Raw genomic sequence first — 19,532 nt, 5'->3', positions numbered from 1 at the left:
TTACTCGCGCAGCAGGGTGACGCCGCGCGGGTCCTCGCCCAGCATGCTCGTGGCGCCGCGATACGCCGGCAAGCCGGACAGAACGCCCTCGAAATCGCGCAGCGCTTCGCCCACCTCGATACCTCTACTCGACATCCGGAATTGCCGGATCGTGCGCTCGTGGTCGCTCGCGCGGCTTTTCACGGCGGCGACGGCGGTCAGCACTTCGCCCTGATGCTCGAAGTAGCGGAACAGCATCATCACGTCCGACAGATAGCTGATGTCGATATCCGTCTGGACCTCGCCGACAATGCCATGCTGGCCGAGCACGAGCATCGTGACGATGCCGCGCTGATTCAGATACCCGAGCAGTTCGTGCATCTGCAGCAGCAGGAAGCGCTCGCCGGGCATCGCCTGCAAATACGCGTTGAGGCTGTCGATCGCGACCTGCCGCACGCCGGTCTCCTCCACCGCGCGCCGAACGTCGCTCGTGAATTCGCCCGGCGACATTTCGGCGGGATCGATCTGGCGCAGCGCAAGCAGCCCGTTGTCGAGATAAGGCCGCAGATCCATGCCGATCGAAGCCGAACGCAGCAGCAAAGTCCCGAGGGTTTCATCGAACAGATAGTAGATGCACGGCTCGCCGCGTTCGAGCGCCGAGAGCAGGCAGCGCACGACCGTAGTGGTTTTGCCGACGCCCGACGGCCCGATCAAAAGCGCGTTCGTTCCCGGCACGAGACCGCCGCCGAGGATTTCGTCGAGACCCGGCGAGCCCGTGGTTACGGTTTCGCTGGAAAACGCGGCGTGGTGTTCGGCTGCGACCAGCCGCGGATACACCTCGATACCGCCCGTTTTCAGCACGAAGTCGTGAAAGCCTTCCCTGAACTTGATGCCGCGCATTTTTGCGATCCGCACACGCCTGCGCGCGCCGCCGTAGTCGTGAACGAGCTGATCGAGACTGATGACGCCGTGCGCGATGCTGTGCAACTGAAGATCGTTCGGATCCGACGTGTTGTCGTCGAGCAGAAGCACCGTGCATTCGCGCGTCGCGAAATAGCGCTTGAGCGCGAGAATCTGGCGTCGATAGCGCAACGGATTTTGCGACAGCAGCCGAAGTTCCGACAAACTGTCCAGGACAATTCGTACCGGCCGCAACGCGTCCACGCGCTGCATGACGTTCTTGACCGTCTCGCCAAGCTCGACTTCGGCCGGATGCAGAATGCTCTGCTCGTACTCGGGATCGAGCCCTTCGTCCGACAGCAATTCGATGATCGAAAGTCCGTCTAGGTCCCAGCCGTGGGTGTCGGCGACCGCCAGCAATTCGTTGCGCGTTTCCGACAGCGTGATGTACAGGCCAGCCTCACCACACGCCGCGCCGCCGAGTAGGAATTGCAGGGCGAGCGTAGTTTTACCCGCTCCCGGTGACCCTTCCACCAGGTAGACACGATTCGGCGTAAGACCGCCGCCTAAAATATTGTCGAGACCAACGATCCCCGTCGTCATGCGCCCGGCGGTCCCGCTTGAATTGTTTGGCTGAATCATAGGTTTGGCAGTCGGTCGAGAGAATCGGGCGTCGGCAATCGACCTTGCGGTGTAGTCGGCAAAATCGGCCGGTCGCCGCCGCGAACCTCGTCCCGTTTTCGTAAAAAGTTTCCAGTTGAAAGCAATTTACAGGCCAGTTTGCGCGTAACGACGACTCATCGTCTGGCGAGCCGCCCGATCAACGTCCGATGCTCGGCATAAGTTTCTGCAAGCCGCGCGGCATCGGCTATTTCGAATTCGCTGAACTCGAAACCCGGCGCGACCGTGCAGTCGACCAGCGCAAAATCTCCGCCGTTTTCGCATTCCGCCGCGAACCACGCGCCCGCCGGCACGGTCAACTGGAACACGGCGGCGGCGTCCGTTAGCGCGTTGCCCAGGCGATGCGTCGCGACATCGCCGTCCGCATGGATCACATGCACGAGGAGCGCGTCGCCCGCGTAAAAATGCCAGGTTTCGTCGGACTGAATGCGATGCCACGTCGAGACCGCGCCGTCGCACAGAAGGAAATAGATCGCCGTGGATGCCGCGCGCGTCGATCCGTCCGGCGCACTTTCCCGCGTAACGCGCATCGGCGCGCGATACGTCTCGCGAAAATAGCCGCCTTCCGGATGCGGCTGCAGGCCGAAGCGGCGAATCAAGTCGTCTTTCGTGTGGGGATCGTGAGTCATGCGCGTTCAGCGGTGTTCGAAGAACGCTATTTTGCCCGCGGTTTCGATTCGTCGCGAATCGCCCGCCGGGGTTTTCTGATACAACGCCGATACGCCTCTCATCAACGTCTTCCCTCTTCCAGCGGATTTCGCCATGACACTCGACGCCTCCCTGATCCACGCCTTCGCCCCGGCATCCCGCCTGCGCGCCTCGATCAATCTCGGCAATCCCGTGCTCGCGAACCGCAACGGCGCGGGCGGCGCGCCTGGCGGCGTTTCCGTCGATCTCGCGACCAGGCTCGCCGAACGCCTGAACGTGCCGCTGGAACTCGTGGCGTTCGAGACCGCGAGCAAGTCCGTGGAAGCGGTCACGAGCGACGAGGCCGACATCGGCTTCTTCGCGATCGACCCGCTGCGCGGCGCGGGCATTTCGTTCACCGCGCCTTACGTGTTGATCGAAGGCGTATTTCTCGTGCGCGACGCGTCGCCCGTGCGCGCCAACGCGGACGTGGACGTGGCGTCCAACCGCGTGATCGTCGGTCGCGGCAGCGCCTACGACCTGTTCCTCACGCGCGAGCTGAAACACGCCGGGATCGTGCGCGCCGAGTCGTCGCAAACCGTCGTCGAAACATTCCTGCGCGACGAAATCGAGGTCGCGGCGGGCGTGCGCCAGCAACTTCAGCTTGACACCGCCGGGCACAGCGGCTTGCGTCTGCTCGACGAGCGTTTCATGGTGATCCAGCAGGCGATGGGCGTGCCGAAAAGCCGCGGCGAAGCGGCCGCCGCGTTTTTGCGCGCGTTCGTCGAAGAGATGAAAGCGAGCGGATTCGTCGCCGATGCGCTCGCCCGTCACGGCGTCAAGGGCGCGTCGGTTGCGCCGCTCGAGGGCTGATTGCGTGGCGATGCCCTTTCTCTTCGATGTCGCCGATTCGATTGCCCCGGAAGTATCGGATGCCATCGCCAACGGGCTAGCGCGATTCAACGCGGCGGAACTCGGCGCGTCGGGGCATCGCGAACTGGCGGTGACGATCGAACTGGATGGCCGGCTCGCGGGCGGGCTGGTCGGCATGACAGCGTGGAACTGGCTTTTTATCAAGTGGCTTTGGATCGACGACGCGCATCGCGGGCAGGGACTTGGGGCGCGGGCTTTGGCGCTCGCCGAGGACGAAGCGATCCGGCGCGGATGTACGGGCGCGTGGCTCGATACTTTGAACGCCGATGCGCGGCGGTTGTATGAACGCTGCGGGTTTTGCGTGTTTGGGGAGTTGCCGGACTTTCAGGCCGGACGGGCGCGGGTTTTTATGCAGAAACGGTTTGAATGAACGGGAGGTTTGCGCGGGCGCCGCACCACGAACGTTTCGCCGGAAACGCGGATCCGGCGTAATCGAACCGCTGGACAACGCCGCGACCGGAAAAGCGGCGCTGCGGCTGTCGCAAAAAATTGCTCAAGGCTTTCGCGGCGCGGCCGTTAGCACGAGTAGACCGAAGCAGTAAAACTGCGCGTATTCCTCGTATCTTTTTCCCGCGCGGCAAATTTGGACGGCGAAAATCGTCCGGTGCCGAGCGGCTTCCGGCGCGCGGCGTGGTGTGGTGTTGTGCCATGTCACGTTGCATTACGTCACGTCACGCCGCGCCGGAAATCACGAATCGCATGGAGCGAATACTGACAATCAACAGCCACGAGGGCTGGCTTTTGGCCTGGAGCGCCGATGAATGTCATTCCCATGAAAACCGCGCTGTCCGGCGATAGCGATAGCGACAGCGCGCTCGAGTTACGCGAACTTGAGCGCGAGGTCGAGCGCGCCGGCACCGAATGCGCCGCGAGTCCGTCGATCGGCACTCTGCTGCGCTCGGCACGCCGTCGCGGACGCACGCCGGCGTGGGCGTGGTATCGCGCGGGCGAGCAGTTGCACCTCGCGGGCAAGGGCAGCACGCCCGAGCCGTGGCCCGCGAGCATCGAGGAAGAGCAGCTCGCGAGTCTCTGCGCGGCGCACGAATGGCACCGCTGGCCGACCGGTCGAGGCGAAAACGTGCTCGGCTGGCTCATCGCGCCGCTCGAATTCGCGAACGATTCGACGCTCTCGGAACTCGCGCGGCGGCTCGGCGAACAGGTTCAGACCGAAGCGCTCATGCGCGCGCAGAACACGCAGCGCGTGCTCTACGAAATCGCTTATCTTGCGAGTTCGATGCGCGAACGGGCCGCGTTCCTGCAAGGCGTGCACGAACGGCTCGGCACGCTGATCGACGCCGAGAACTTCTATCTCGCGCTGTACGACCGCCAAAGCAATGTCATCACGTATCCGTATTACGTCGATGTGATCGACACCGAGGTGATCGCGGCGGAAAACTACGACGTGCTCGATCCGTCGCATCTCTCGATGACGGGCCAGGTCATCACGACCGGCCAGCCGCTCCTGGTCGATCTGGCCGCCATCAACGCGGCGGAGGCCGAGGGGCGCTTTTATTGCATCGGCGACCGGCCGCAGTTCTGGATGGGCGCGCCGCTCAAGAACGCGTCGGACGAAGTGTTCGGCATGCTCGCGATGCAGGTGTACGACATCTCGCGCGTCTACAGCGCCGAGGATCGCGCGCTTTTTCTGGTGGTGGCGCGCCACGTCGCGATGGCGCTCGACCGGATTCTGCACCGCGCCGATCTCGAAGAACAGGTCGCGCGGCGCACGTCGGAATTGTCGGCGCTCAATACCGTGCTGCGCGAAGGCATTGCCGAACGCGAGCGTGCCGAGCACTTGCAGGCGGCGCTTTTCCAGATTGCCGAGTTATCGAGCCGGCCCGGCGACATGGTGGAATTTTTCCGCAGCCTGCACGGGATCGTCGGCGAGTTGCTGTATGCGCGCAATTTCTACATCGCGCTGTTCGAGACGGACAGCGAGGCCGTCTCGTTTCCCTATTACGTCGATGAACTGTATGGCAATACGCCCGCGCCGCGCCGCCGTCAGCGCGGCCTGACGGAATACGTGATCCGCCAGCGCCGACCCTGCCTGATCGACCTGGACGCCGCGCTGCGGCTGATCGAAACCGGCGCGATCGAGGTCGGCAATCACAATGTGCGGCTGCGTTCGTGGCTCGGCATTCCGCTATTCGACGGCGACGTCGTGCGCGGCGTGCTCGCCGTGCAAAGCTACACGCCGACCGTGCGCTACACGCTGCGCGATCAGGAACTGCTGACGTTCGTGTCGCGCCACATCGATACCGCGCTGTCGCGCCGCCGCGCCGCCGAGGTGCTGCACGCGGCGAACCTCGAACTGGAGGCGCGCGTCCAGGTCCGCACGCGCGAACTCGACAACGCGAATGCGCGTCTGCTGCATGAAAACGCCCACGACGCGCTGACCGGCCTGCCGAACCGCAGCCACCTGCTCGACCGCTTGCAGACCGCGTGGGACGACTATCAGCAGCGCGGCCAGCAGCTTTCCGTGATGTTCATCGACCTGGACCGCTTCAAGGTCGTGAACGACAGCCTCGGTCATCACTACGGCGATTTGTTGCTCGTGCAGGCGGCCGGCCGGCTCGCCGATTGCCTGCGCGACAACGATTTGCTCGCGCGGCTCGGCGGCGACGAATTCGCCGTGCTCTCGCCGAATGCGCCCGTTTCCGCGACGATGGGTATCGCGGAACGGATTCTCGCGGCGTTCGACCTGCCGTTCCATATCGACGATCACGTGGTGTTTTCGTCATGCAGCATCGGCATCGTGAGCGCCGACAGCCAGTTCCACACCGAGCCGGCGGACCTGCTGCGCGACGCCGACACCGCCATGTATCGCGTGAAAAACGCCGGCCGCGACAGTTACGTCGTGTTCAACCAGGAACTGCGGCGCGAGGTGTCCGATCAGGTCGAGCGCGAAGGCGCGCTGCGCAACGCGCTCAAGCGCGACAACGAATTGCTGCCTTACTTCCAGCCTATCGTCGATGTCGCGAGCGGCAAGGTCGTCGCGCTGGAAGCGCTCGTGCGCTGGCGGCAGCCGGACGGACGCGTGGTTGGACCGGGCGATTTTCTGCCGGCAGTGGAGGGTTTGCGGATCATCGGCAGGCTCGATCTGTACATGCTGACGCGTATCGCCGTGATCCTGGCCGACCCGGCGCACGCCGCGTGGCCGCCGGTGCATGTCAACTGTTCGAGCTACAGCATGACGCGTCCCGATTTCGCTGACGACGTGCTCGCCGTGTTGCGCGCGCATGGCGTCGCGCCGTCGCGGGTGTGTCTCGAACTGACCGAGGGCGCGCTCGTCGCCGAGCCGGATTTGGCGCGCAGCACGATGCAGCGACTCGCCGACAACGGCATGTCGGTGGTGCTCGACGATTTTGGCGCGGGGTTTTCGTCGCTGAGTTATGTGCATCAGTACCGTTTTAGCGGGCTGAAAATCGACAAGTCCTTCATTCTCGAACTCACGGCCAGCCCGCGGAGCCGGGCGATTGTCCGGGCGATCGTGCGGATGGCGGAGTCGCTCGGGCTCACGCTCGTGGCCGAAGGTGTCGAGGATGCCGCTACGCTTGGCGTGTTGCGGGAGATGGGGGCTGCGCAGGCCCAAGGTTATTATTTTGCTCGGCCTGCGCCGATGGACGCGTTGGTGATCTAGCGCCGTGGGGCGGCTTGGGGGTGGGTGGGTTACACCGTCTGATGTTCGCGCGCTTCTTATGAACTTGCTTTCATGTAGGTTTATTAGCACGCCGCTATGCGCGGCAGCAGTCACTTTCTTTGCTGCTGCAAAGAAAGTAACCAAAGAAAGCAGCACGGAATTCGGCGCCGTCGGGGCGGCTCTAGGGTGGGTTACACCGTCTGATGTTCGGGCGCTTTCTGGGAACTTGCTTTCATGTAGGTTTATTAGCACGCCGCTATGCGCGGCAGCAGTCACTTTCTTTGCTGCTGCAAAGAAAGTAACCAAAGAAAGCAGCTTATCCGTCTAAGTGTCCACCACGAACCGTATCCGGGAGTGGTGCGCAAGCTGATTCGGCTATCGCACCACACAACAGAGTGGAGCCGCTCATCCACCCCGACAGGCACAAAGTGCCTGCCGGTAAGGCATAACCGAAAATCCAAGGCCAAGGCCAAAATCTAAGGTCAATCAAAGGCCGCAGCTTAACCCGCCGTTTTTCTGATTATGCCCATCGTCCGAGCACAGCGAGGATGGACCTGACAGGCGCTGTGCCAATACCATGAACTGCGAGTTGACCGAATCAGCCTGCGCGCCTATCCGCGCAGTTATTCGTGGTGGACGCTTAGGCGGATAAGCTGCTTTCTTTGGTTACTTTCTTTGCAGCAGCAAAGAAAGTGACTGCTGCCGCGCATAGCGGCGTGCTAATAAACCTACACGAAAGCAAGTTCCCAGAAACCGCCCGAACATCAGACGGTGTAACCCACCCTGAAGCCGCCCCTACGGCGCCGAAACCCGTGTTGCTTTCTTTGGTTACTTTCTTTGCGCTAGCCAAAGAAAGTGACTGCTGCCGCGCATAGCGGCGTGCTAATAAACCTACACGAAAGCAAGCTCCCAGGAAGCGCAAGCAAACAAAAGCAAAAGCGCCAGCCCAGACCAAAAAATCGCAATTGCATAGAGCGGAGAAGGCGATGGACCGAAGCCCACGAGCGGCCCCAAACAGCGACGCTACCCCCGCGCCAGCAACCACCTTTCATTGTGCACTGCAACGATTCCGCCCCACGCCGCCACCCTGACACCGGATAAAGGCAAAAGTCGGCCGAACGTCGGCCAGTCGTGGGTCAAACGTCGGGGAAACCTCTGGAAACAGGAGACTTTCCCGAATAGCACGCCCGGACCATCGGCGTATTATGAGACGAGCGCCGCGTCGGCGAGCCGTTCGTCCGGCATGGCGCTTGCGCACCATGCTATTGGCAGTCATGCCGATTCGACGCCACTCAGGCAGCACCGGCCGCATCCGCGCGTTTATGCTGTCTCACAGAAGGAGCAAACGATGAAATGGGAAACGCCTAGCTTTACCGACATGCGCTTTGGCTTTGAAATCACCATGTATATCGCTACGCGCTAACGCGCAAGCGGCCGCCTCTGGCGGCCGTTTTACTTTTACCCTTCTCGTCCCACCCGATAACGCGTCAAACCTTCGCGTTCGGATCCTTCAAATCCGCGTTTTGTGCATTCAACCCGCCCGCTCCCGGTGGCTCGGGGCGCGTTCCGCTACCAAGCGGCACTTCGGCGGTCTGCTGCGGATCCTGCTCCAGCCGACGATTCGCCGGTTCGTTCTCGCCCGCGTTCGGCGGCGCGGCATCGGGCGCGCGCACGCCTTGTCGCGGATCGCCGCCGGTCGCCGATCCCGGCCCCGGTTGATTGCCAAGCGACCCGCCGCCGCTCGCGCCGCTGCCCGAATCGCCGAGCGGCTTGTCCGTGCTCTTGTCCCGTTCCGTGATGGTCATCGCGAACTCCTTGGTTAATGATGCGAGGTTGAAGCGAGGTTTAAAGCGTTTTCAGCAACTCGTGTACCCAGCGCCATAGCGGGAACGGTCCGCTTTTTGCTGCTTTGTTCTCCAACGCGCAATCGCCCTCTCACGGAGAACACGATGCAGAAAGTCGCCACGCTCGCCGATCTCAGTTTCGACCACGCCATTCGCGTGATGATCGACGAGACGCCGATCCTGCTGATTCGCGCTGGCGAGCGCGTGCACGCCTACAGCGCGGACTGCCCGCACGCCGGCGCGCCGCTTGAGGAAGGCGGCGTTTGCAATGGCCGCATCGTCTGTCCTTGGCACAAGGGCACGTTCGAGATCAGCGACGGCTCGCTCGTCGAACCACCGGCGCTGAAGGGCTTGAGCCGCTATCCGGTCGAAGTGCGCGGCGGCGATGTCATGGTGTCGCCGGAAGCCGAAGCCGAACCCGAGCCGGCCGCTCCGCCGCGCGGCGAATCGTCGACGATGCTGATCGCGGGCGCCGGCGCCGCAGGCGCCGCCGCGTGCGCGGCGCTGCGGGAGACCGGTTTCGCCGGACGCATCGTGCTCGCAGGCGACGACGCGCGCATGCCCTACGATCGCACCGCGCTGAGCAAATTCGTGGTGGCGGGCGATATGCCGCCCGACGACGTTCCGCCACTTCTCGATCCGGCGTTCATTACTCAGCAGCGCATCGAGCGGATGGAGACGCGCGTCGTCCGGCTCGATGCCCGAGCGCGGCGCGCGCATCTGGAAAACGGCGAAACCGTCGATTACGACGCCGCGCTGATCTGCACCGGCGGCACACCGAAACCGCTCGATATTCCCGGCGCAACGCTTCGTCGCGTTCACTTTCTGCGCCATCTCGACGACGCGCGCGCCATCGTCGAGAGTGCGGCGGAGGCGAAACGCGCCGTGATTATCGGCGCGAGTTTTATCGGACTGGAAGTGGCGTCGTGCCTGGCGAAGCGCGAGATCGACGTGACGGTGATCGCGTCCGACAGCGTGCCGTTCGCGAGCCAGTTCGGCGCGACGATCGGCGCCATGTTCAAGCGTTTGCACGAGCGCAACGGCGTGCAGTTCCGCGTGAAAGCGAAGGCTACCGCGTTCGAAGGCGACGGCGCGGTCGCGGCTGTCGTGCTCGAAAACGGCGAAAAAATTGCGGCGGATTTCGTTGTGATCGGCACCGGTGTCACGCCCGCGACGGCCTTCGTGGAAGGCATCGAACTCGCCGACGACCACAGCATTCCCGTCGATACTTACATGCAGGCCGCGCCCGGACTCTTCGCGGCCGGCGACATCGCGCAATTCGCGCTGCGCTCGGGCAACGCCGTTCGGATCGAGCACTGGCGCGTCGCGCAGCAACATGCGCGGGTCGCCGCGCTCAATATGGCGGGCGTTGAGACGGCATTTGCGGGCGTGCCCTATTTCTGGACCTATCACGTCGAAAAGCGTTTCGATTATCTTGGCCATGTGAAAGATCCGGACGACACCGTCATCGACGGCGATCTCGACGCGCAATCGTTCATCGCGTATTTGCTGAAGGACGGCATGGTGGCCGCCGTCGTCGCGTGCGAGCGCGAGGCGGCCACCGCGCGGCTCGCCGAAGCGATGCGCGAACCGCTTACGCTCGACGCGGCGCGCCGTGTCGCCAATGTGGAACCGGCAGCGTGAATCGACTTGGAGGACCGCCATGAGCACAGGAAAACGGACAAAACGCCAGCGCCACGCACTCGCTTCCGGACACCAGCGCCGCTGGTCGCATCAGGTGATGGAGCGCAGCGACGCGATGGATATCGAGCACGATATTTTCAAAACGGGCACGGCGCAGGAAATCGCCGATTCGCTCAAACGCTCGTCCACGCGCAGCAAGCGGCGCAAGGGCACGCCGTTTCAATCGGCGATGTCGATGCTCAATTTCTACATCAACCGCGCCGGAAAGAACCTGCCGAAAACGCGGCTTCGCACACTCGACCAAGCCAAGAAGCACCTGCGCGAAGCCTTCGGCCGCAAGCCGTGATGCTTGATGGAACGGCGCGGGAACGGCGGGGGAACGGCGCTTGCTGCCGTGTGTCGTAATTACGGCGGCTTTCGCCCGGCATGGCCCTTCAGGAGGCACTCATGGCGCAACAACCCCCACTCAATCCCGGCGACGATGCCGAGCCGGGAACGCCCGGTACGGGCGAGGACGTCTGTCCCGTATGCAACGGCACGGGGCAAGCGAACGGCGAGACGTGCGCGACGTGCGGTGGAACGGGTAAGGTCGTCGAGGGAATCGGCGGCGGTTGAACTGTTTTCGTTCTGTGACGCGTGCGTGTTAACCGGAGCCGCCCTTGCCTGTCGATCGCCTTTTAACCGTTGCACGACGGCCTCGAATCATCGCCATATTCGCGATCGCTCTGACGGGTGCGTTGATCTCATCCGTCCACGCCGCCGAGAGCGATGACGCCACGGGTTTCGGGCCGAATCCGCAATTGCCCGAGCCGCAGAGATCCGCGTTGCCGACCGTCCACATCGCGCCTGCCAGGCCGTGGCCCGCCGGGACGCAACCCATCTCTCCGGCTGGCTTTGGCGTCACGGCGTTCGCGACCGGACTGGATCATCCCCGCTGGCTCGCGACGCTGCCCAACGGCGACGTGCTGGTCGCCGAAAGTAACGCGCCCGCGCAACACGACAGCAACGCGGGGCCGAAAGGCTGGGTGATGAAGCAGGTCATGAAGCGCGCGGGCGCGGGTGTGCCGAGTCCGGACCGGATCATCTTGCTGCGCGACGCGGACGGCGACGGCATCGCCGAAACGAGGACGGTATTCATCGACAAGCTGCATTCTCCGTTCGGCATGGCGCTCGTCGGCGACGATCTGTACGTCGCGAACACCGACGCGGTCCTGCACTTCAAATATCACACCGGCGACACGCACATTACCGGCGCGGGCGAAAAACTCGCCGATCTTCCAGCGGGTCCGATCAACCATCACTGGACCAAGAACCTGATTGCAAGCCGCGACGGCAAGCATCTTTATGCGAGCGTCGGATCGAATAGCAATGCCGCCGAGAATGGACTCGACGCCGAGCGGAACCGCGCGTCGATACTTGAAATAGACCGTGAGACAGGACAGTGGCGCGTGTTTGCGTCGGGCATGCGCAATCCGAACGGCATGGCGTGGCAACCGCAAAGCGGAGCGCTCTGGACCGTCGTGAACGAACGCGACGAGCTCGGCAATAACCTCGTTCCCGACTACATGACGTCGGTGACCGAAGGCGCGTTTTACGGCTTTCCGTTCAGCTATTACGGCCAGCACGTCGATGCGCGCGTGAAGCCGCAAAGGCCCGACCTCGTGGCATCCGCGATCCCGCCCGATTACGCGCTCGGCTCGCACACCGCGTCGCTCGGCCTGACCTTCTACGACGCAGCGGCGTTCCCCGAGCATTATCGAAACGGCGCGTTCATCGGCCAGCATGGCTCGTGGAATCGCAAGCCGCGCGCGGGCTACAAGGTGATCTTCGTCCCGTTCGATAACGGCAAGCCGTCCGGCCCGCCCGAAGACATTCTCACCGGCTTTCTCTCCGAAGACGGCCACGCATACGGGCGGCCTGTCGGTGTCGCCGTGGCGCGCGACGGTTCGCTGCTGGTCGCCGATGACGTAGGCAACGCGGTCTGGCGCGTGACGCCCGCGAAGGCGTCGGCGTCGGCGTCGGCGTCGGCGCCGGCGTCGGCGTCGGCGTCGGCGTCGGATAAGCAGTGATGGTGGCGCGCGCACGAAGCAAGGCTGGAAGTGCAGCCAGCGCGCTGTTCGGTATCGCCGAGCGTCAGTTGATCGGCCTGTACGACGCCGGGCTGCTCTCGCCCGCGATCCTGCAACATACGCTCGCCGCCTTTTCAGGCGAGGCGGTCGAGTGGAACGCGACCTCGTCGGCGCGAAGCGTGGATAAACGGTCGCTCGCCGAAATCGTCGTCTTGACGATGATGCCCGGACGCGCTCTACGCAATGCGCAGAAGGACTATTTGTCGGTGGTCGCGCATATTGTGGACGCTCGCGCTGACATCGGCGCTGAAGAAGAACCGGAAGACGCTGACCACGACGACGAAGCGCTCCTCGCCCAACTCTCCGGCAACAAGTCGACGACGCGCGCCAAGTCCCCTCGCGACGACGCGGCAGCGCAAAAGAAAAACGCCGCATTCAGCCCGCTGGCCGGCGCACGCGGCGTTTCGGGACGCGGCAAGCAATAACGCTCTTCGCAAACCTTCGCCTGTTCCGATTTATTTTTCCGTCGACATCGGCTCGCATCTGCCGAGCGCCGATAGAAACGCCTTCGCTGGCCGGAACGCATTCGGCGAATACGACATGAAATTCAGGGCTCCGGATTGTCGATATCGCCCTCGACGATTTTCGTGCCGTAGCTCGCGGCAGCCGCCCGCGCTTCCTGGCGCGTGTCGAACGGGCCAATGACCGGCGCGCCCGTGAAGGGAAACAGCAGGCGTCCATCCGTTTTGCGGACGACCTTGAGCGTGCCCACGTACAGCCCGGAGGCGTTCACCTGGTACGACGCGTAGATTTCGAAGTCGCGTTCATCCCGCGATTTCGATGCGCCGGGCGGCAGCAGCGCCGACTTGGGGAACGACAGTTTAGGTTTGCGCACGTTGCCGCCCTTGGTTGGTTCACCAAGGCGACGCATTTGTCATGCCGCATCGCGTTCGACGATGCCGGCGATGTCACGCCAGGCCAGGCGTGACGAGTTCGCGCAAGTCTTCCATGTCGAAGGGTTTCGCCAGCACTCTTACGCCCAGATCGCGGGCGCGCGCGAGTTCGTCGGCGTAACCCGTCATCAGGACGACGCGTTGCAACGGCAGCCGCTCGATGATCTGCTCGGCCAGATCGACGCCGTTCATGCGACCCGGCATCTGGATATCGGAAAGAACGAGGTCGAACCCGTAGCCTTCGCCGAGCAAATTGAACGCGGCATCGGCGCTCAATTCGTGATGCACCTTGCAGCCGAACACTTCGAGCACCGCGGCGACGCCTGCGGCGACATCGTGATTGTCTTCCACCAGCAGCACCGACGCCGCCCGGAAACCGGCCGGGAGAGCGGCTGCGGCACTGGCTTGCCGGTCGGGCGCGAACGCTGGCTCGGCCGCTTCCTCAACCACCGGAACCGTTGCCACGGCAGGCGGAATAATCGACTGAACGAGCGGCTCAACCGGCGGCTGCATCACCGGCTGATGATGCCCCGGCAGATAAAGCCGCACTGTCGTACCCGCTCCCGCGACGCTCGTAATACGCGCCGTGCCGCCCGCCTGCTCGCACGCGGCGAGCACCTGCGTGAGACCGAGGCCGGTCCCCGCGCCCTGCACTTTGGTCGTGAAAAGCGGCTCGAACGCGCGCTGGCGCACCGCGTCGCTCATGCCTTCGCCGTTGTCCGACACCGAGATCAGCACATAGTCGCCGTTCGGCAACTCGCTTTCTCCGGCCGTGACGCGCACGTTCTGGCAGCGGATCACGAGCCGCCCGCCACGCGGCATCGCCTCGCTCGCGTTCACCGCGAGATTCACGAGGGCGAGTTCCAGTTCCATCGGATCGGCGAGCACGGTCCAGAGATCCGGCGACAACTCGACAGAAAGCGTCGCGGTGCCTCTGAGCGACGAACGCACCAGATCCGAAATGCCCGGCAAAAACACGGCGGGGTCGATGTGTTCCTGCTTGAGCGGCTGCTTGCGCGCCACGCTCATCAGCCGCCGCGCGAGCGCTTCCGCGCCCGACGTGGCGCGTTCGACCGCGAGCACTTCGTGTTCGACGTTGTTGAATTGCTTGCAGCGCGCGAGTTCCATGTTCGACGCGACCACCATCAGCAAGTTGTTGAAGTCGTGCGCGACGTTCGCGACCAGATTGCCGAGCGCGCCCATGCGGCGCAACTGGCGGCTGGACGCTTCCATCGAGAGCCGGTTCGCCACTTCCGCCTGCCACTGCTCCCAGGCGGCGCGCTCGGAGTCCAGACGGCGGATAGAGAAGACGACCAGCAGCCACACGGCGATGCACGGCGCGAGCGCGAAACCCGCGATGAGCAGACATTGCCGCCACCATTGCCCGAATACCTCGCTCGTCGCGTAGCCGCTCGCGACATAGAGCGGGTAATCGCCGACCTTGCGAAACGCCACCACCTTGTCCGCGCCGTCGACGGTCGAAACCATCCGCACGTGGCCGTACAGCTCGTTGTTGCGGAACGCGTTGGTGAAAGGCGTGTTGAGCGCGGGCTGCACCTCTTGCGCGAGCAGCGGATAACGCACCAGAATGCCGCCGTCGCGCCGATACAGCCCGAGGGTCATTGCCGTGTCGCCCGCCGAGATTTCCCGGTAGAAGTTGGCGAAATATTCGCGCCGCAGCGCCACCGACACGACGCCGAGAAACTGTCCGCTCGACGAAATGCGCGCGAGCGTCGTTGTGAAAACGTCCGCGCCGCCGACCTTGCCGCGCAACGGCAGCGAAAAATAAGTGACCGGCGCGATGGCGCGCGCGGAGACGAAATCATCGCGATCCGCGATCGATACGTTCGGTGGCAAGGGGTAATAACGGCTATTCGCGATCAGCGCGCCGTCGCGGCCGAATACGGAAATGGCGGCGACCTGCGGAAATGCGCCGCCGATCACGCCTAACCGGCTATAGAGTTCCTTCTCGCGCGCGCGGATGGCGCCGTCGTCGCTGTCGCCTAGCAGATCGACGATGCGCGTTTCAATTTGCTGATTGATGTCGAGCACTTTGAGCGCGTGCTCGTCGATAACCCGCGACATGCGGTCCACCAGGTCGTTCGCGATGGACAGGCGGCGCTGGAAATCGTAATAGCCATAGGCGACGAGACAGAAAATCGGAATCAGTACCGATGCAACCAGCACGACCATCAGCACGCGGCGCGTCGCGGTGAAATTGCGCGACGGAAGCGGCAGGTCGAAAGTCGCGGACTCGGTGGCGTTCAAGCGGGCTGCCTCGAAGAATGTCGAGTCGATATCGTAACCCGCACGGACCGCTTGGGATAGACCGCTTAAATAGGAGCCGTCATCCGAACCGGTTGTGGCGAAGCGCGTTTGACCGGGTTTGCCCGCTAGGCCACTCACGAAGTCCAACGACGCGAAGTGCGCGGGTTCGCCCGGGATTGCCGACAGGCACGCTTCGCCGGTCCCGGTCTAGCTGCCCTTGGTGTCGCTGCTCGCGTTGGCGCCGGGCATGTTGGTCGTGTCGTTGGCGGGCTTGTGCGTCATCGATTTATGCGACTTCTTCGGCTTTGCCATCGCGCCGCTCGCCGGATCGCCCCCCGCCGTCGGGCCGGCCGTCGCTGCGCCATGGGCGTTGCCGCCGCCCGTGCCGCCCTGCCCGTTGCCGCCGCCGCTTTGCGCGATCGCCGCGCCGCACATGAACGTCAGCGCAAGCGCCGCCGCGAGTTTGCCTGCATGTTGCATAGAGCCTCCTGGAATGGTTTCGGGCAATGGGTCGCGCCCGGGGAGCCGCTGACCGCTGTCTTGCGGTTGAACGCGTTTGAACTGCTCCACGTTAAATCCAGCAAACGCTGTGCCGCTCTAGTGGCTGTTGCATTCGAGCGGCGAGCGGGCGGGGTCGGGCGGGGTCGGGCGGGGTCGGGCGGCGAGCGGGCGGCGTTTGGGCGGCGGCCGGGCAGCGTTAGAGCGGCGTTAGAGCGGTATTCGAGCGGTATTCGAGCGGTGTTCGAGCGGTGTTCGAGCGGTGTTCGAGCGGCGTTCGAGCGGTGTTCGAGCGGCGTTCGAGCGGCGTTCGCACGGCGCCGCTTACCAGGATCATTCGGAGCGCCCGCCACGCCGTCGCCGAGAATCATCCCGGGCCTTCCTGCGCCGCGCGCATGTCGGCGAGACGCTTTTGCAGCAAGTTCGCATCGACTGGCTTCGCGAAATGCGCGTCGAAGCCCGCCGCGAGCGCTTTTTCGCGATCCGTATCGGCCGCGTAGCCGCTGATCGCGACGAAGAGCGCGCCGCGCATCGCGTCGAGCGCCCTGAGCGAACGCACGAGCGCGAAGCCGTCCATGCCCGGCAGGCCGAGATCGCTCAACACGACGTCGGGCCGCCACGCGGACGCCAGCGCGAGCGCGTCGGCCGCGCAATACGCGACACGCGTCTCGTGCCCCGCCAGTTCGAAATAGAGCGTGAGGGCATCGGCGCTATCCCGATTGTCCTCGACGATCAACATGCGCCACGTCGCGGACGCCGCCACGGTGGGTTCGGCTATCGCCGCGTGGCGTACATTGGACGCCGCGCCGGACGCCGCGCCCGGGGTCGCGCGCTTCAAAGTCAGTGTGAATTCGCTGCCGTGGCCGATCCCGCCGCTCTCGGCCGTCAACTCGCCGCCGTGCCATTTCGCGAGCCGCCGCGCGAGCGTGAGACCAAGCCCCATGCCGCCCTTCGAGCGCGCGAGCGGTTGCTTCGTCTGGCCGAACACCTCGAAAATTTCGTCGATATCCGACGCCGCGATCCCCACGCCCGAATCGCGCACGCGAATCTCGACCGTGTCCTGCCCGGTCTCCACGATGATGTCGATCTGCCCGCCCGGCGGCGTATAAGCCGCGGCGTTGTTGAGCAGATTCGCGATGATGAGCGGGCACTGCGTGGCGTCGGCGTGCACGGTCACGTCGGCGTCGCCTTGCCGCGTGAGCGTGTGCCCGCCGCGCTCGATCGCCCGTTCCGCCAGTTCGCAGGACCGGTCGATCAATCCCGCGAGCGACATCGGCGCGAGCGTCAGATCCACCGCGCCGAACGAGACAAGCGACGCCGACAGCAAGTGATCGACGATCTCGCTCATATATCTCACGTGCCGCCGCACCACGCGGTGCGCCCACGCGCGCTGCGCGCCGGTCGTCTCGGGCTGGTCGAGCACCTGGATGGCCGTGTGGATCGGCGCGAGCGGCGCGCGCAATTCGTGCGCGAGCATGGCGAGAAACTGGTCGCGATTGCGCTCGGCCGCTTCCAGCTTAGACTCCGCGCCGCCGAGCCGGCGCGACACTTCGCCCTTCTCCAGCACGGCGACAATCTGTTCGGCCAGCGTGTACAGCGCGATCCGGTCGCTTTCGCTGACCGCATGCGGTTCATGATCGACGACGCACAGCGTGCCGAGCGCCATGCCATCGGACGTTTTCAGCACGATGCCGAAATAGAAAACCACCTGTCGCTCACCGGTGACAGCGGGATGATCGCGGAACGTTTCGTCCACACGGGCATCCGGAATCAGCAGGCTGTCATTGGTCGCGAGCGCGTGCGCGCACAGCGAATCGCGCCGGGACACGCAGTGACGCTCCGCGCCCCACGCCGATTTGCACCACTCCCGCGCCTCGTCGATGAGATTCATCATCGCAACCGGCACCCGCATCACATGCGCGGCAAGGCGCGTGAGGGCGTCGAAATGCGATTCGCGGGGCGTGTCGAGGATACCGAGCGTTTTCAGACGCAGAAGCCTGCGCGGTTCATCGAGATTGAGTGCGACTGCCATGCCGGCCTGACCTTACAGATAAGTGTGAAGTCAGGTTTTAAGCGCAATCCGCGTTCCCACGCGGATCGACGGCGGACGGCGTTACGGCCGGAGTGCGCGCCGCCGCGCCGCCGCGCCGCCACGATTCCGATGCCGCTCGTCGCAGCGGTGACTATCGCGAGCGCGACGAGCGTGAAACCGTAGGCGTCGTCGCGCCTGCTGCTCGACAACACCTCATGCCCGCCGATTACGCGCGACGTCTGGTCGCCGTGCAATTCGAGCGGAACACGCGCACGGCTTGACGCTCAAGCGGGCGCGACCTCACGCTGCCGCTCTTCTTCCTGCCACTTCATCGCCAGATCGCCGACCGCATTCAGCACGCCCTGCAGATCGCCGCCGCGCGCCGATAACGAATATGACACTTCCGGCGGCACGGTCGGTTTGTAGTCGCGCACGAGCAGGCCCGCCTCTTCCAGCATCCGCAAACGCTCGGTCAGCACCTTCGCGGAGATGCCCGGCATCGCGTTCTTGAGCGCGCCAAAGCGCTGCGCGCCTTGTGTATGAAGCAACCAGAGGATGTAACTCGTCCACGGTCCCATTAAGAGACGCAACACGGAATCGACGGGACAAGGCGACGGATGGCGGGATGTACGCATGAGAAACTCGCTCCGAAAAAGAATCAGGTGACCTAGTTACTAAATGGTAACTACTTTTTAAAAGTAACTAAAGCGAATATAGTGCGGCTCTCTCAATCAATCTCACGGGACAAGCCCATGACTTCAGTTGCAATCGTCTACCACAGCGGCTACGGCCACACGCGCGTTCTGGCCGAAGCGGTCGCGCGCGGCGTGAAAAAAGTCGATACCGCCAGCGTCCAGCTGATTTCCGTCGATGAAATCGACGCACACTGGGACACACTCGACCAAGCCGACGCTATCGTGTTCGGCGCGCCGACCTACATGGGCAGCGCGTCGGGCCAGTTCAAGACGTTCATGGACGCATCGTCGAAGCATTGGGGCAAGTGGCGCGACAAGATCGCCGCCGGTTTCACCAACTCGGCCTCGCAAAGCGGCGACAAACTCAACACGCTCGTTCAACTCGCCGTGTTCGCCGCGCAGCACCAGATGATCTGGACGAGCCTCGGCCTGATGCCCGGCAACAACAGCAGCACCGGCTCGCTCGACGACCTGAACCGCCTCGGCTCGTTCCTCGGCGCGATGGGCCAATCGAACGCCGATCAGGGCGCCGACGTCGCGCCGCGTTCCAGCGACCAGTTGACGGCGGAAGTGCTCGGCGAGCGCGTCGCGGCAGTCGCTACGCGCTGGGTGAACGGACAGCGCTAAAACGCGCGGTTCGCCCTCGAAATACCAAAACGCCGTTCCAATCCTGGAACGGCGTTTTGCTTTGGATTCGCCCGCCGCGCCTGCCGCGCCGCGCAACCGGCTATCATGTGCGCAACTCAAAAAACCGCCGCGCATTGACCGG

General features: G+C 64.0%; 18 protein-coding genes. 10 read left to right on the top strand and 8 right to left on the bottom strand.

All coding sequences use genetic code 11. The features are described 5' to 3' along the window. Together AC3D25_RS26590 and AC3D25_RS26585 are read right to left on the bottom strand one after the other, a co-directional pair. Entirely contained in the window at positions 1-1,482 is a 1,482-nt protein-coding gene (locus AC3D25_RS26590; RefSeq protein WP_488891472.1) for an ATPase domain-containing protein, read from the bottom strand. A gap of 194 nt (positions 1,483-1,676) precedes the next feature. Beyond that, the gene (locus AC3D25_RS26585) at positions 1,677-2,189 is read right to left on the bottom strand and encodes a cupin domain-containing protein (RefSeq protein WP_488891471.1); all 513 of its coding nucleotides are present in this window, start codon (positions 2,187-2,189) and stop codon (positions 1,677-1,679) included. Between the two features lie 133 nt (positions 2,190-2,322). On the opposite strand from AC3D25_RS26585, the gene AC3D25_RS26580 reads away from it, so the two are divergent. From AC3D25_RS26580 to pqqA, 4 genes are all read left to right on the top strand, one after another. Further along, positions 2,323-3,060 carry an ABC transporter substrate-binding protein gene (locus tag AC3D25_RS26580; RefSeq protein WP_488891470.1) on the top strand — a complete coding sequence of 246 codons (738 nt, stop codon included), beginning with the start codon at positions 2,323-2,325 and terminating at the stop codon, positions 3,058-3,060. 10 nt (positions 3,061-3,070) lie between these two features. Then, entirely contained in the window at positions 3,071-3,490 is a 420-nt protein-coding gene (locus tag AC3D25_RS26575) for a GNAT family N-acetyltransferase (RefSeq protein ID WP_488891469.1), read from the top strand. Positions 3,491-3,877: 387 nt separating this feature from the next. After that, positions 3,878-6,760, top strand: a complete 2,883-nt coding sequence (locus AC3D25_RS26570; RefSeq protein WP_488891468.1) for a bifunctional diguanylate cyclase/phosphodiesterase — start codon at positions 3,878-3,880, stop codon at positions 6,758-6,760. 1,348 nt (positions 6,761-8,108) lie between these two features. Continuing rightward, positions 8,109-8,183 carry a pyrroloquinoline quinone precursor peptide PqqA gene (gene pqqA, locus AC3D25_RS26565; RefSeq protein WP_008353049.1) on the top strand — a complete coding sequence of 25 codons (75 nt, stop codon included), beginning with the start codon at positions 8,109-8,111 and terminating at the stop codon, positions 8,181-8,183. 64 nt (positions 8,184-8,247) lie between these two features. On the opposite strand, the gene AC3D25_RS26560 is transcribed toward pqqA, so the two are convergent. After that, positions 8,248-8,565, bottom strand: coding sequence for a hypothetical protein (locus tag AC3D25_RS26560; protein WP_488891467.1), 318 nt, complete (start codon positions 8,563-8,565; stop codon positions 8,248-8,250). A gap of 144 nt (positions 8,566-8,709) precedes the next feature. On the opposite strand from AC3D25_RS26560, the gene AC3D25_RS26555 reads away from it, so the two are divergent. The 5 genes from AC3D25_RS26555 to AC3D25_RS26535 all read left to right on the top strand — a co-directional run bounded on the left by AC3D25_RS26555 (position 8,710) and on the right by AC3D25_RS26535 (position 12,802). Further along, positions 8,710-10,248 (top strand): FAD-dependent oxidoreductase, encoded by a 1,539-nt coding sequence (locus AC3D25_RS26555; RefSeq protein WP_488891466.1) that lies wholly within the window; start codon positions 8,710-8,712, stop codon positions 10,246-10,248. Then, on the top strand, positions 10,229-10,594 hold the full coding sequence (locus AC3D25_RS26550; RefSeq protein ID WP_488892160.1) for a DUF3175 domain-containing protein: 366 nt from the start codon (positions 10,229-10,231) through the stop codon (positions 10,592-10,594). Before AC3D25_RS26555 ends, AC3D25_RS26550 begins: the two co-directional genes overlap by 20 nt. A 101-nt stretch (positions 10,595-10,695) precedes the next feature. After that, on the top strand, positions 10,696-10,863 hold the full coding sequence (locus AC3D25_RS26545; protein ID WP_488891465.1) for a hypothetical protein: 168 nt from the start codon (positions 10,696-10,698) through the stop codon (positions 10,861-10,863). A gap of 122 nt (positions 10,864-10,985) precedes the next feature. Then, positions 10,986-12,317, top strand: a complete 1,332-nt coding sequence (locus AC3D25_RS26540; RefSeq protein WP_488891464.1) for a PQQ-dependent sugar dehydrogenase — start codon at positions 10,986-10,988, stop codon at positions 12,315-12,317. Next, on the top strand, positions 12,317-12,802 hold the full coding sequence (locus tag AC3D25_RS26535; RefSeq protein WP_488891463.1) for a hypothetical protein: 486 nt from the start codon (positions 12,317-12,319) through the stop codon (positions 12,800-12,802). The genes AC3D25_RS26540 and AC3D25_RS26535 overlap by 1 nt, the downstream gene beginning before the upstream one ends. Positions 12,803-12,924: 122 nt before the next feature. On the opposite strand, the gene AC3D25_RS26530 is transcribed toward AC3D25_RS26535, so the two are convergent. The 5 genes from AC3D25_RS26530 to AC3D25_RS26510 all read right to left on the bottom strand — a co-directional run bounded on the left by AC3D25_RS26530 (position 12,925) and on the right by AC3D25_RS26510 (position 18,703). Then, a complete protein-coding gene (locus AC3D25_RS26530; RefSeq protein ID WP_488891462.1) occupies positions 12,925-13,212 on the bottom strand; it encodes a DUF6723 family protein in 288 nt (95 codons plus the stop codon). 73 nt (positions 13,213-13,285) lie between these two features. Beyond that, positions 13,286-15,538 carry a hybrid sensor histidine kinase/response regulator gene (locus tag AC3D25_RS26525; RefSeq protein WP_488891461.1) on the bottom strand — a complete coding sequence of 751 codons (2,253 nt, stop codon included), beginning with the start codon at positions 15,536-15,538 and terminating at the stop codon, positions 13,286-13,288. Positions 15,539-15,745: 207 nt separating this feature from the next. Beyond that, positions 15,746-16,018 carry a hypothetical protein gene (locus AC3D25_RS26520; RefSeq protein ID WP_488891460.1) on the bottom strand — a complete coding sequence of 91 codons (273 nt, stop codon included), beginning with the start codon at positions 16,016-16,018 and terminating at the stop codon, positions 15,746-15,748. Positions 16,019-16,403: 385 nt separating this feature from the next. Continuing rightward, entirely contained in the window at positions 16,404-18,068 is a 1,665-nt protein-coding gene (locus AC3D25_RS26515; RefSeq protein WP_488891459.1) for a hybrid sensor histidine kinase/response regulator, read from the bottom strand. 284 nt (positions 18,069-18,352) lie between these two features. Beyond that, positions 18,353-18,703 carry a winged helix-turn-helix transcriptional regulator gene (locus AC3D25_RS26510; RefSeq protein ID WP_488891458.1) on the bottom strand — a complete coding sequence of 117 codons (351 nt, stop codon included), beginning with the start codon at positions 18,701-18,703 and terminating at the stop codon, positions 18,353-18,355. A gap of 117 nt (positions 18,704-18,820) precedes the next feature. Here AC3D25_RS26510 and AC3D25_RS26505 point away from each other — a divergent pair, with 117 nt between their 5' ends. Further along, the gene (locus AC3D25_RS26505; RefSeq protein ID WP_488891457.1) at positions 18,821-19,390 is read left to right on the top strand and encodes a flavodoxin family protein; all 570 of its coding nucleotides are present in this window, start codon (positions 18,821-18,823) and stop codon (positions 19,388-19,390) included. Positions 19,391-19,532 lie beyond the last annotated feature (142 nt).

The sequence above is a fragment of the Caballeronia sp. SL1002 genome, from assembly GCF_057814995.1.
Note: the sequence above shows the minus strand (reverse complement) of the source record. Positions and strands in the feature narration are given on the sequence as shown.